The 12,799-nt window shown below is 60.1% G+C and carries 14 protein-coding genes; 3 read left to right on the top strand and 11 right to left on the bottom strand.

The window, feature by feature from the left end; genetic code table 11:
* Positions 1 to 5 precede the first annotated feature (5 nt).
* Complete coding sequence (locus tag VGC33_RS09820) at positions 6 to 1,256, top strand: LVIVD repeat-containing protein (protein ID WP_331120565.1); 1,251 nt, start codon at positions 6 to 8, stop codon at positions 1,254 to 1,256.
* 163 nt (positions 1,257 to 1,419) lie between these two features.
* On the opposite strand, the gene VGC33_RS23330 is transcribed toward VGC33_RS09820, so the two are convergent.
* Together VGC33_RS23330 and mtnK are read right to left on the bottom strand one after the other, a co-directional pair.
* Entirely contained in the window at positions 1,420 to 1,503 is an 84-nt protein-coding gene (locus tag VGC33_RS23330; protein ID WP_442976089.1) for a small membrane protein YohP, read from the bottom strand.
* 138 nt (positions 1,504 to 1,641) lie between these two features.
* On the bottom strand, positions 1,642 to 2,841 hold the full coding sequence (gene mtnK / locus VGC33_RS09815; protein WP_331120564.1) for an S-methyl-5-thioribose kinase: 1,200 nt from the start codon (positions 2,839 to 2,841) through the stop codon (positions 1,642 to 1,644).
* A 123-nt stretch (positions 2,842 to 2,964) separates the two neighbouring features.
* Between mtnK and mtnA the strand changes: the two genes are divergently transcribed.
* Positions 2,965 to 4,014: an S-methyl-5-thioribose-1-phosphate isomerase gene (gene mtnA, locus VGC33_RS09810; protein WP_331120563.1), complete on the top strand. Its 1,050-nt coding sequence runs from the start codon at positions 2,965 to 2,967 to the stop codon at positions 4,012 to 4,014.
* Between the two features lie 105 nt (positions 4,015 to 4,119).
* Here the strand turns inward: mtnA and VGC33_RS09805 are convergent, their stop codons facing one another.
* The 4 genes from VGC33_RS09805 to VGC33_RS09790 form a co-directional block, all read right to left on the bottom strand.
* Positions 4,120 to 4,665 carry a 1,2-dihydroxy-3-keto-5-methylthiopentene dioxygenase gene (locus tag VGC33_RS09805; protein ID WP_331120562.1) on the bottom strand — a complete coding sequence of 182 codons (546 nt, stop codon included), beginning with the start codon at positions 4,663 to 4,665 and terminating at the stop codon, positions 4,120 to 4,122.
* A complete protein-coding gene (gene mtnC, locus VGC33_RS09800; RefSeq protein ID WP_331120561.1) occupies positions 4,662 to 5,351 on the bottom strand; it encodes an acireductone synthase in 690 nt (229 codons plus the stop codon). Before mtnC ends, VGC33_RS09805 begins: the two co-directional genes overlap by 4 nt.
* Positions 5,348 to 5,962, bottom strand: a complete 615-nt coding sequence (locus VGC33_RS09795) for a methylthioribulose 1-phosphate dehydratase (protein ID WP_331120560.1) — start codon at positions 5,960 to 5,962, stop codon at positions 5,348 to 5,350. The genes mtnC and VGC33_RS09795 overlap by 4 nt, the downstream gene beginning before the upstream one ends.
* A gap of 147 nt (positions 5,963 to 6,109) precedes the next feature.
* Positions 6,110 to 7,333 (bottom strand): MFS transporter, encoded by a 1,224-nt coding sequence (locus VGC33_RS09790; protein WP_331120559.1) that lies wholly within the window; start codon positions 7,331 to 7,333, stop codon positions 6,110 to 6,112.
* Between the two features lie 207 nt (positions 7,334 to 7,540).
* Between VGC33_RS09790 and VGC33_RS09785 the strand changes: the two genes are divergently transcribed.
* The gene (locus tag VGC33_RS09785; protein ID WP_331120558.1) at positions 7,541 to 8,158 is read left to right on the top strand and encodes a TetR/AcrR family transcriptional regulator; all 618 of its coding nucleotides are present in this window, start codon (positions 7,541 to 7,543) and stop codon (positions 8,156 to 8,158) included.
* A 22-nt stretch (positions 8,159 to 8,180) separates the two neighbouring features.
* Here VGC33_RS09785 and parE read toward each other — a convergent pair whose 3' ends face one another.
* The 5 genes from parE to nudF form a co-directional block, all read right to left on the bottom strand.
* Positions 8,181 to 10,076: a DNA topoisomerase IV subunit B gene (gene parE / locus VGC33_RS09780; RefSeq protein ID WP_331120557.1), complete on the bottom strand. Its 1,896-nt coding sequence runs from the start codon at positions 10,074 to 10,076 to the stop codon at positions 8,181 to 8,183.
* Between the two features lie 95 nt (positions 10,077 to 10,171).
* Positions 10,172 to 10,753 (bottom strand): esterase YqiA, encoded by a 582-nt coding sequence (gene yqiA / locus VGC33_RS09775; RefSeq protein ID WP_331120556.1) that lies wholly within the window; start codon positions 10,751 to 10,753, stop codon positions 10,172 to 10,174.
* The gene (gene cpdA / locus VGC33_RS09770; protein ID WP_331120555.1) at positions 10,753 to 11,580 is read right to left on the bottom strand and encodes a 3',5'-cyclic-AMP phosphodiesterase; all 828 of its coding nucleotides are present in this window, start codon (positions 11,578 to 11,580) and stop codon (positions 10,753 to 10,755) included. Before cpdA ends, yqiA begins: the two co-directional genes overlap by 1 nt.
* Positions 11,581 to 11,605: 25 nt before the next feature.
* Positions 11,606 to 12,031: a DUF1249 family protein gene (locus VGC33_RS09765; protein ID WP_331120554.1), complete on the bottom strand. Its 426-nt coding sequence runs from the start codon at positions 12,029 to 12,031 to the stop codon at positions 11,606 to 11,608.
* Entirely contained in the window at positions 12,031 to 12,663 is a 633-nt protein-coding gene (nudF, locus tag VGC33_RS09760; protein WP_331120553.1) for an ADP-ribose diphosphatase, read from the bottom strand. The genes VGC33_RS09765 and nudF overlap by 1 nt, the downstream gene beginning before the upstream one ends.
* Positions 12,664 to 12,799 lie beyond the last annotated feature (136 nt).

Here is a 12,799-nt window from a genome sequence, read left to right as displayed (position 1 = left end):
GACCGATGGCAGATAAGCCGCTTCCCATCCCGGATTACAGCCGCAATATGCGGCTGCTCAGCCACAGCGACCAGGGCGGAAAACCCGACGGCGTACAGGTGATGGTGCACCGTGGCTACGCTTATATCGGCCATATGGTGTCGCAAGGCGTATCCATTGTGGACGTTCGCGATGTTAAACATCCCAGGCCCGCCGGGTTTATCGCCGCGCCGCCAGGCACCTGGAACGTGCATTTGCAGGCCCATGACGACCTGCTGCTGGTCATCAACGCGCGCGATCTGTTTGCCGACGCGCGTTTTGCCGATGAAAAAGTCTATTACACCCGCCAGGTCAACGATACCGTCAGCCACGGCCCGGCGAATCGGGGCTGGAGCGCCGGTTTGCGTATTTTTGACATCAGCACCCCCGACCGGCCGCGGGAAATCAGCTTTCTTCCCCTGGACGGCATCGGCATTCACCGCATCTGGTATGTGGGTGGCCGCTGGGCCTATGTCTCGGCCCTGCTCGACGGCTACAGCGATTATATTTTCCTGACCATCGATCTGGCCGATCCGGCCAAACCCGCGGTGGCGGGCAAGTTTTGGCTACCGGGCATGCACACCGCCGGCGGTGAACGGCCTGACTGGCCGCAGGGCAAACGTTATGCGCTGCACCATGCTATCGTCAGCGGCGACACCGCCTACGGCAGTTGGCGCGACGGCGGCCTTACCCTGCTGGATGTCAGCGATCGCGCGCGGCCGGTATTGATAAGCCACCGTAACTGGAGCCCGCCGTTTGGCGGGGGCACCCATACCGCGTTGCCCCTGCCGGACCGCAACCTGCTTATCGTGCTGGACGAAGCGGTGCTGGATAACCAGGAGGACGGCGAGAAACTGATTTGGGTATTTGATATTCGCGCGCCGGCCAACCCGGTGAGCATCGCGACCTTTCCCCAGCCAAACGAAACGGACTACGTGCGCAAAGGCGCGCATTTCGGCCCGCATAACCTGCATGAAAACCGCCCGGGCAGCTTTATCAGCTCGACGCTGATTTTTGCCACCTACCAGAATGCCGGGGTTCGCGCTTATGATATCAGCGATCCCTATCATCCGCGCGAAACCGGCGCGCTGGTGCCGGCGGCGCCGGCGGCGCTCATGGATAAACGCCCCGGCCGGCCGAAGGTCATACAATCCTGCGATGTGTTTGTTGACGCCCAGGGCATTATCTACAGCACCGATTACAACGCGGGGCTGTCGATTATTGAATACCTGGGATGATCGGCGGGCGAAGTTGGTCTCTGAGGGCGAAAAGGTTGCCACGGGCAGGATGGGCGAGGAGGGTAAAGACGCATCGACCCTTCGCTTTACCCTCCTCGCCCATTATGCCCGCTGCAAGCTCAGCTCCAGCGCATGCGCTGCGTAAGCAATGGAAGGAAATAGCTTAGAAGATCAGTTTAAATACGCCGGTGAGGGTTAACAGGCCAACAATAAAGATAATCGCAATAATCCACAGAAATATTTTCATTCCCTTTTCCTTCTCGTTTGGGTTGTCATCGTTCAGCGCTTAAGTCGATGATATCGTTATGTCAGTATAGAAGAAGAAATCAGGAATGCAGGCCGCGCGCGCGAAAAAATGCGCGCCGTGGGCGAGCGCCCCGCCCGTTCAGCCGTTCTGCCTGACGCGCGCCACCAGCGCATCGACATCCGGAATGCGCGCCGCCGCCAGGATAAGCGTTCCTCCCAGGCTTAGCGCCTGGCGCTGGCATTGATGGCGCATCGCCTCATCGCTGATGGTATCGAGATCGGCCACATGGGCAAAACCGATGGTGCGCCGGATAAGCTCGGTGCCGCAATAACCCACCGCGTCCACCCAGACCTGATGCAGGAACTGCCGCGCATAACCCGGCTCGGCCAACATGATATCCCGGCTTTTTTCCAGCGCCAGCGCCTGGAACCCCCCGGCAAACGCCAGCCACAGTTCGCGCACGTCACGCAGGCGCTGCTCGCGGGCGTCCGCCGCCTGGCGCAGGTCCAGCAGCCCCGGCAGACCACAATAATTGAGCAGCAGGTTGCCCATGGCGGTGCCGAGATCAAAGCCCATCGGACCGTAATAACCGAACTCGGCGTCAATCACCTTAAGCCGCCCCTCGGCGACGAAAATCGACCCGCTGTGGACATCGCCGTGCAGCAACGCCTGCGCCTGGCTGAGGAAGCGGTGTTTCAAACCGGCCACCGCCACCTTCAGCGCGCCGTCGCCCCGTATTGCCGCCACGTCGGCGGCAAGCGACGGCGGGTAGGCATTACGCTCATGGTCGATATAAGGATCGGTGAAAAACAGATCTTCGGTTATCTGGCACATTTCCGGATTGGAAAACCGCCCGACCTCCGCTTTTTTATGCTGGGGAAGCTGGTAAAAATCCGAGGTGTGGAACAGCGCCCGCGCCAGATACTCGCCCAGCTGGCCGGCGGCCTGGGGATAATAGACGTTGTTGATAAGTTCGCGGCGCCAGATGGTATGGTCGCTGAGGTCTTCCTGGATCATCACCGCCAGACCCGCGTCGTGGTGCAGGATGCGCACCGTATGCCGTGGGCAGAAGCCGCCGTGGACCAGCAGGGTTTCCGCCTCGATCCTGGCGCGATCCAGCGTCAGCGGCCATGATTCCCCGACGCAGCGCACATAGGGCAGCGCCTGTTTGACGATAACGCGGCTGACGCCCTGACCGTCCAGGATCTTGAATACCAGGTTCAGGTTACCGTCCCCGACTTCTTCGGCGGCCACCAGGGCGCCCGGTTGATCCACGCCGGCATGGCGGCGGGCATATTCCACGGCATCGGCGGCGGTGAGGGTATGGTAAACAGACAAGGGGCACCTCATAAAAAAATTAAGGCCGTAAAGGCGTAAAAGCATATAGACGTCTATACATCTTCCCGCCATGTTGGCAGAATAGCCCATAAGATGCAATAACCTAAAAGGATTTAACAATTAATGCAAAACCTTAACACCACCAGCATGCGCGTGCGCGACGGTCGCCTGTGGATACTGGATCAGCAGGCGCTGCCGCAGCGGCAGAACTGGTGCGCCACGGACAACGCGGCGGATCTTATCGATCATATCCGCGCGCTCAGGGTGCGCGGCGCGCCGCTTATCGGCCTGTCCGCCAGCCTGCTGCTGGCGTTGCTGGCGGAAAACGGCATGGCGCGCCCGGAACTGGCGCGAACGCTTGCCGACTTACGCCAGGCCCGGCCCACGGCGGTTAACCTGATGAATAATCTGGCGCGGATGCGTCAGGCGCTGGAGCAGGACGCCTATGCCGCCGCCATGGTCGCCCAGGCGCTGCGCCTGGTGGAAGAGGATCGCTTGCTGTGCGACGCCATTGCCGGTCACGGCGCGGCGCTGGTACGTCCAGGAAGTCGCCTGCTGACCCATTGCAATACCGGCGGGCTGGCCACCGCCGGCATCGGCACCGCCCTTGGCGTGATAAGCGTGGCCGCCTCCCAGGGCAAGGTAGACCAGGTCTGGGTGGATGAAACCCGTCCGCTGCTGCAGGGCGCGCGCCTGACCGCCTGGGAGCTGGGCGAACTGGGCATACCCTATACGCTGATTTGCGACGCCATGGCCGCCGGCCTGATGGCGCGGCGGGAAGTGGATGCCGTATGGGTCGGCGCGGACCGAATCGCCGCCAACGGCGACGTGGCCAATAAAATCGGCACCTACAGCCTGGCGGTGCTGGCGCGTTTCCACGGCATTCCTTTTTTTGTCGCCGCGCCGCACACCACCCACGATCCCGCCTGCCCCGACGGGGACGCCATCCCCATCGAACAGCGCGCGGCAAGCGAGGTCACCGGGGTAGCCGGCAGCTTCGGCAGTTGCCAATGGGCGCCGCAAGACGCCGAGGTCTATAATCCGGCCTTTGACGTCACCCCGGCCGCGCTTATCAGCGCCTGGGTGCTGGACACCGGCGTGGTGACGCCGCAGCAGGCGCAAGACGGCCTGTTCCGCCGCCCGCTGGCTCCCGTGGGCGAAACGGGGGCATAGTCCGGCCGTGGAGGCCGGTTTGTCGCAGCCTTGCGCCATGCGGGTGACCGGGAGGCGCCGGGGGGTGTTATGTCCCGGCGGGATGCCCGGTTTTGACGCTGGCGTTTACCTCTCCAGGCGCGGGTAGCTGTCGGCGATGGTATCGCCGGTAAACCTGGCGACCCAGCCTTCCGGGTTGTCGAACACTCTTATGGCGGTGAAATGCGGCGCGCTGCCCATATCAAACCAATGCGGCGTGCCGGCGGGCACCGAAATCAGATCGTTCTTCTCACACAGGATTTGCCAGATTTTCCCGTGCAGGTGCAGGCAAAACAAACCGGCGCCCTCGACAAAAAAGCGCACCTCGTCCTCGCCGTGGGTATGTTCCGCCAGGAATTTGGCCCGCAGCTGCTCGCGTTCCGGATGATCGGCGCGCATGCTGATCACATCCCAGCTCTGGTAGCCCTTTTCCGCCACCAGCCGGTCGATGGCCGGCTGATAGGCGGCAATCACCTCCGCCGGCGCCGGATCCCGCCCCAGTTCCCGGTCGGCCTGCCAACGCTCAAAACGAACGCCGATATCGTTGAGCTGCCGGCGGATGGCCGGGGCGTCGCGGCTTTGCCACAACGGCTGGCCGGCATCGGTATCACTGAAAATCGTTAACGCACTCATTGGGCTAACTCCTGTAAGTCAATCTGGTCAAAACGGTTAACCTGGGGATAATGTTGCTGCGGGTCCGGCTCGTCGCGCACCAGTTGGCACACTCGCCAGCCCGCCGCGCGCGCCGCCGCCAGCTCTTGCACGATATCGGACAGGAACAGCAGCTCGCCGGGAGGCAGCCGCAGCTCGCGGGCCATGGCGCGGTAGGACGCCGCCTCGCGTTTGGCGCCGACGCGGGTATCGAAATAGCCGCTGAACAGCGGGCGCAGGTCCCCGGCCTCGCTGTGGCCGAACAGTAATTGCTGTGCCTCCACCGAGCCCGAGGAGTAAACATACAGCCCCAGCCCCCGCCCTCGCCACTCGGCCAGCCGGGGCGCCACATCGGGATAAAGGTGGCCGAGAAAATCGCCTTCGAGGTAGCCGTCGCGCCATATCATGCCCTGTATGGCTTTCAGGGCGGTGGACTTGCGGTCTTCATCCATAAATCCGAACAGCGTGGCGATAAGCGCCTCGGTATCGGCGTTGGGCTGGTTGATTTCACGGCGCAACGCCGCCAGCGCCTGCGCCAGCTTCCGTTCGCCGGCATTTCGGCGCAGGTAACCCGCCAGCCTTTCGCGGGCGTAGGGGAACAGCACCTGGTGGACAAAGCGGATATCGCTGGTGGTGCCTTCGATATCGGTGACGATGGCCCTGATCATATCGCCTCCAGCCGGCGGCGCTGCAGTTCGCACTGGAACAGGAACTCCAGCCCTTCCAGATGGCGCCGCGCCGCGAAAACATCGCGCCCCCAACAGTAAAGGCCGTGGCCGCGCACCAGGAAACCGTGGCGCAACGGAGCGATCCCGTGACGGGCCGCCACCCGGGCCGCCAGCGCCGGTATATCCTGATCGTTATCGAAAATCGGCACCGCCACCTGCTCCAGGTGGCTGGTTATGCCCTCAAGGGATTTTTGCATCTCGTAGCCGGTAAGCAGCAGCGCCTGGCCGGGTTCAAGGCGCGACAGCACGGTGGCATTCACCGAATGGGTGTGCAAAATGGCCCCTGCCGCCGGGAAAATCCGGTAAATCAAGGTATGCAGCCCGGTCTCGGCGGAAGGTATGCGCGAGTCCGGCACCCGATTGGTGGCGATGTCCACCGGCACGAAATCCTGTTCGCGCAGCCGGCCCTTATCCTTGCCGGATTCGCTGATAAGGCAAAGCCCCTCCTGCGCGCGCACCGACATATTGCCGCCGGTCGCCGGGCTCCATCCTTTGGCGCCGATCCAATGGCACGCGTCCACCAATGCGGCCAACTGCTGATTCTCTGCCATATCTGTCGGTTCTCCTGAAGCGGGCGAGGCCGGTCAATGCGATTTTAGCCGCTTAACCGTCTGTATGTCTTGATAGCCAAATAGTAACATCGGGTTAACGGCACGGCAATATCACGCGAGCGGACGGTTCGACAGGATAAATTTTTTTTAATCGGTAACCGAGACGCCGGTCTGCCGGCCGCCGGCCGGAAATCCATGCCGTGACGCGCGTGAGGCGATGGCGAGGCTTGCGAGTAACAATACCAGCATAACCCAGGGGAATGAGCGTACCCCCCAATCGTCAAGCAGCAGTCCGCCGACAAGCCCGCCAAGGGCAATGGCGCTGTTCCAGACCACCACGTTCATGGACAGCGCCGCATCGGCGCCCTCGCCGGCCGCGTCGGCCAGCGCGGTCTGAAGCAGCGTGGCGGCGCCGCCGAACGTCAGCCCCCATACGGCAACACCGGCATAAATGATCGGGGGCGAGGTGGCGTCCAGGCCGAACAGCAGCGCTATCAGCGCAAACACCGACAGCGACACCAGCACCGCCCGCCGCAGATGGTGATCGACAATACGTCCTGTAATGAAAATACCCACCAAGGCCGCCAGACCGAAAGCCAGCAAGACCAGATCGGTGCCGCCGGCCAGTCCGGCCGGCCCGATAAACGGAGCGATATAGGTATAAAGAATGTTATGAGCCAGCATCCAGGTTAATACCACCGCCAGTACAGGTCTGACGCCCGGCGTGAAAAAGACTTTGTTTAGCTGCGTTTTCCGCCTGTCCGACTGACCCGGATAATTCGGAACCGCAAGCAGCACCCAGACCATGAGGATCACCGACAGTCCGGACATCACGGCGAAAGTAAGACGCCAGCCCAGCAGATTCCCCATCCAGGTGCCCAATGGCACGCCCAGGGAAAGCGCAATGGGGGTTCCCACCATCGCCAGGGCCATTGCCCGGCCCTGCAACGCTTGATGCACCATGCGGCGGGCATAACCGGCAAGCAGGCTCCAGGCGAGGCCGGCTGACGCTCCCGCCAGAAAGCGCGCCACAAGCGTAAGGGTTATATCCGATGAAATCGCCGTGAGGGTATTAAATGCCAGGAAGCCGACAACCGTTGCCAGCAAGACATGCCGGCGAGGCCATGCACGGGTCGCCATCGTCAGCGGAATGGCCGCAACCAGTGAACCGGCGGCATACGCGGTGACCATCTGGCCCGCCAGCGAGGCCGAAATACCCAGCCCCGCGCTGATTGCGGGCAGCAGGCCGGCGGGAATCGTTTCAGTCATGATGCAGATAAACCCCGTCATGGCGAGCGCCAATAGGGCGAGCACTGGCAGGGTCCCGTTTTCCTGATTGCCGTCTTTGCGGGGAGAATGCTGTAAATTCATCGCGTTGCTCTTATGTATCTTTCGGTATTAATTCAATTGAAAAAGCGGCATATTCTCCCGTCATCCCGACCCGCTGTGTTGCCGGTGGTTCAACAATATGCGCCAACCTATTTATATATCGATTGGTATAAATATACTCAGTCAAAACGCTTGTCAAACATTTATGTACCGATTAGTATAAATATATTGAATAGGGAGTACGACGAGATGAGAACCGGACGACCCAGGCAGTTTGATCGCGACGAAGCGGTGCGACAGGCCATGCACCTGTTCTGGCAATATGGCTACGAATCTACCTCGCTTGCCCAGCTTAAAGCCGCTATGGGCCGCGGAATCACCGCGCCCAGTTTTTATGCCGCATTTGGTTCAAAAGAAGCGCTGTTTGGTGAAGCGGTGAGCCGTTACCTGACCACGCACGCACGCGTCACCGATTCCCTATGGGATTCGACCCTACCGCCGCGTGAGGCTATCGAGCGGGCGTTGATGCGTTCTGCCCGCATGCAGTGCGAACCCGATCATCCCCAAGGGTGCATGGTGGCGCTGGGCGTGATGTCCGCCAGTTCTCCCGAGTACCGTCACGTACTCAAACCGCTTACGGATTCCCGCCGGCGCACACGTGAAGGGTTGAGACACTGCGTTGAAAAAGGCATCAGTTCAGGCGAGCTGCGGGAAGAGGCGGGCACGCGGGCGCTTGCGGTTATCTTCGACAGCTTCCTGCTGGGAATATCCACGCTATCCCGTGACGGGGTACCCCTGGCCGATATCGAAGCGGCGATTGCGCAGGTGATGACATTGTGGGATGCGGCAACCACAATATCCTCGTAGTGGCCGCCGTGTTTCGGCCGGGCTACACCTCGATCTCGGCCTCGTCGCCTTTTTCCTGCAGCCAGTTGCGCCGATCTTCCGAGCGCTTTTTCGCCAACAGCATATCCATCATCGCCAGCGTCTGCTGCATATCCTCGTCGTTGATGGTGAGCTGCACCAAACGCCGGGTGTTGGGATCGAGCGTGGTTTCACGCAGCTGGAGCGGGTTCATTTCCCCCAGCCCCTTGAAGCGCTGTACGTTCGGCGTGCCTTTTTTACGCTTCAGCTGTTCCAGCACGCCGGCTTTTTCGCCCTCGTCCAGGGCATAAAACACCTCTTTGCCCAGGTCGATGCGGTATAACGGCGGCATGGCGACATAGACATGGCCTTGTTTCACCACCGCGCGAAAGTGGCGCACAAATAGCGCGCACAGCAGGGTGGCGATGTGCAGGCCGTCGGAGTCGGCATCCGCCAGGATGCAGATCTTGCCGTAGCGCAGCTGGCTTAAATCGTCGCTATCGGGATCGATGCCGATCGCCACCGAAATATCATGCACTTCCTGCGATGCCAGCACTTCGTCCGAGGAGACTTCCCAGGTATTGAGGATCTTGCCCTTCAGCGGCATGATCGCCTGGTATTCCCTGTCGCGCGCCTGCTTGGCCGAGCCGCCGGCGGAATCCCCTTCCACCAGGAACAGTTCGGTGCGCGCCAGATCCTGCGCGGTGCAATCCGCCAGTTTACCGGGCAGCGCCGGGCCGCTGGTCAATTTTTTGCGCACCACTTTTTTCGAGGCGCGCAAACGCCGCTGGGCGCTGGCCACCGCCAGTTCCGCCAACTGTTCGGCTACCTGGGTATTTTGATTGAGCCACAGGCTAAAGGCATCCTTCACTACGCCTGAGACAAACGCGGCGCACTGGCGGGAAGACAAACGCTCCTTGGTCTGGCCGGCAAACTGCGGGTCCTGCATTTTCACCGACAGCACATAGGCGCAGCGCTCCCAGATATCTTCCGCCGACAGCTTGACGCCGCGCGGCAGGATATTGCGGTATTCGCAAAATTCGCGCATGGCGTCCAGCAGACCCTGGCGCAGCCCGTTGACATGGGTGCCGCCCTGGGGAGTGGGGATCAGGTTAACATAGCTCTCGGTCAGCAGCTCGCCGCCCTCGGGCAGCCAGAGCAGCGCCCAGTCGACGGTTTCGGTATCGCTGGCGAAGGCGCCGGTAAACGGCGCCTCGGGCAGGGTAATCAGCCCGTTGATCGCTTGGTTAAGGTAGTCGGTCAGCCCGGAGGCATAGCACCATCGGTGCTCGGTGTTGTTGACCTTATCGGTAAAGACTATTTCCACGCCGGGACAAAGCACCGCCTTCGCTTTAAGCAAGTGGGCCAGTCGGGACGCGGAAAAACGCGGGCTGTCGAAGAACTGCGGATCGGGCCAGAAATGCACGCTGGTGCCGGTATTGCGTTTAGCGCAGGTGCCGATAACCGACAGGTCCTCGACCTTGTCGCCGTTTTCGAACGCGATGGCATAAATATTGCCGTCGCGGCGCACCGTCACGTCCACCCGGGTGGACAGGGCGTTGACCACGGAAATACCGACGCCGTGCAGGCCGCCCGAAAACTGGTAGCTCTTGTTGGAGAACTTACCGCCCGCATGCAGGCGGCACATAATCAGCTCGACCGCCGGCACGCCTTCCTCGGTATGGATATCCACCGGCATGCCGCGGCCGTCGTCGGTCACTTCCAGGGATTGATCGGCATATAACACCACATCGATACGACGCGCATGTCCCGCCAGCGCTTCGTCGACGCTATTATCGATAACCTCCTGCCCCAGATGATTGGGCCGGGTGGTGTCCGTGTACATGCCGGGACGACGACGTACCGGTTCCAGTCCGCTTAATACTTCTATCGCATCGGCGTTATAGCTAGATTGAGTCATGGCTTAAAGTATATTTCGTGACAAATTGTTGGAGAGCCTACCGCAAAGGCCCCCCACTCGGGAAGCGTTATTCGCGTGGCTCAAACGGCGGCGATTCAGACTTTATTCAGCCCCAGGAAGTCAATAATGGGAGAGAAAAAATGGTCGAACCCGACAAATGCATGGTTCCCGCCCGACTCCAGGGTCTGGCGGCAGTGAGTGTAATACTCCTGCGCCTGCCGGTAATCGAGGATTTCGTCGCCCGTTTGTTGCAGCAACCAGATAAGGTCCGGCGATTCCAGCTTGTCAACCTGCATCAGTTTCAGGTCGTAGACATGACGAGACTCTAGCACATAATGTTGGCCGGTGTGGGGATTCTCATTGTTGCCTAAAAACTCCGCCAGCAGCTCGAACGGACGCACCGCGGGGTTGACCACCACGGCGGGCAGCATAAAGGATTGCGACAGCCAGGTGGCATAAAAACCGCCCAGGGAGGAGCCGACAATGCCCAGCGGTTCCCCGGCCCGTTCCATGACCAGCGATTCAATCATTTCGGCCGCGTCGGCCGGATACACCGGCAACTGGGGGACGAGCATGTCGATGTCGGGATGATGCCGCGCGAGCCAGGCCTTGAAAGACGTGGCCTTGGCCGACGCAGGGGAACTGTTGAAACCATGAAGATAGAGCAGGACCGCCATTAATAGCCTTCCGAATCCGTGTCGGGCAGGAACTCGCCGCCGGCCAGCCGATGGACTTCGGTCGATAGCCGGCCGTCGGGATGCAAATCAAGATAACGCCAGCCTGGCCCGACGGAATCGATGGTAAAATTAGTGCAGTGCGGCTTGAACTGTACGCAGGTGGAAGGGGACGCCAAAACGCGCCGTCCCTGCCAATCCACATCCAGCTCCTGGTGTATATGGCCGCACAGCAGCGTGGTGACCTTGGGAAACCGGGCCAGAACCGCCGACAGCATATGCGCGTTACGCAGGCTGTGCTGGTCAAGCCAGATGCAGCCCGAGGCAAACGGATGGTGATGCAGCAGCAGCAGCGTATAGCGCTCGGGCTGCGAGTCCAGGGCCTTTTCCAGCCATTCAAGCTGATAGTCGCTCAGTTCGCCGTGCGGCACGCCGAACACCTGGCTGTCGAGCAGCACCAGTTGCCATTGCTCGCCGAGCAATACGTGTTTTGACGGTGATATTCCGCCTTCCGCCAACGTCTGGAACATGGTCGGCTGGTAATCATGATTGCCCGGCAACCAGACACAGGGAGCGGGCAAGCGCCTGATCCCCCTCACGAAATGCCGGTAGGCCTCGAGCGAATGGTCCTGGGCCAAATCCCCCGTCGCCACCACCAAATCATAATGGTGCCGTTCAGCCTCGACCGCGTCCAATACCGCGCAATAGCTACGGTAGGTATTTACCCCGAGCAGCGCCTCATCCTCACCGGCAAACAAATGAGTGTCTGTGATTTGTAAAATCCTGATAATGGCCCCATTCGCCGCAGGAAGTGTCAACAGGCTTTCCAAAGGGTATCCTTGGTTATCAATCTGCCTAACAAACAGGAACCGCCATCGCTCCATACGCTAAACAATAGCGTAGCCAATCCGCAAGGAATTGGTTGATTTGATGTTTTTCGTCACGTTGGTGTAACTTTTTATTAGGGTAATCATACCTTGCCTTGAAACGATAGATCTGCTGACTGGAACACACTTCCGCAACCATGGCGTCCCGGTACAGCCTCACGCTCATGGAGGGCAGGCTCCAGTAGCTCACCAGCGGCTCGGTCTGGAGTATCTGCACCAGGGTGGTGTAGCGCGTCGCCTCCAGGATGGTCAGACGGTAGCTGGCGCCGTTGACCTTATAGGTTATGGCGTCCCCCACCTCGTTGGTGCGCGGCAACAGCCGGCGCAGCTGGGCGAAATTGGTTTCGCACAGGCGCATCATTTCAGGAAAATCAGGGGTGTAGCGCTTGATCATTAATCGGCCCACTCTTTTCTCAAGGATTCATGGTGTAGTGCCAGCCATTGCAGGGCAATGACGGAGGCCGCGTTATCGATAATCCCTTCCTCAACCCAACGGTAAGCCTGCTCCCGGCTGACCACGTGAAGACGGATATCTTCGTTTTCTTCCACCAATCCGTGGATACCTTCGGCCAGTAGCGCGTCCACCTCGCCGGCCATAATCGTCAAGCGCTCGCTGGTGCCGCCCGGGCTTGCCAGATAGCTCAGCATCGGTTTGCATCGGCCGATGTCCAACCCCGCTTCCTCCATGGACTCACGCCGCGCCACCTGTTCGTGCGATTCGCCGGGTTCGATCATACCGGCTACCAACTCCAACAGCCAGGGGGTTGGACTGCTATCATAAGAGGCAATGCGAATTTGTTCCAACAAGACTACTTCATCGCGCACCGGATCATAGGGTAACAATACCACGGCATGTCCGCGCTCTAAAATTTCACGTTGCACCTCCGCGCTCATTCCGCCGTGAAACAGGCGATGGCGGAAACGGTACAGCTCCATGGAAAAAAAACCCCGGTAAAGCGTTTCTCGTGCAATAATTTCTACATCATTTTTACCAAAAGTTACCGGCGTGGCTTGCGGTAATGCCATGAAAATGACTCCTTATACGGTTAATTTGTCAGTAACGGCGGCGCCAGGCAAATCACTTTTCTCGCTAATTAGGAGGAATGTGATAAATTTTATCCAACAGATTCCAGATGGCACGTTAAGCCACCACCTACTTCTG

Source organism: Acerihabitans sp., assembly GCF_036398755.1.
Lineage (GTDB): Bacteria > Pseudomonadota > Gammaproteobacteria > Enterobacterales > Enterobacteriaceae > Acerihabitans.
Note: the sequence above shows the minus strand (reverse complement) of the source record. Positions and strands in the feature narration are given on the sequence as shown.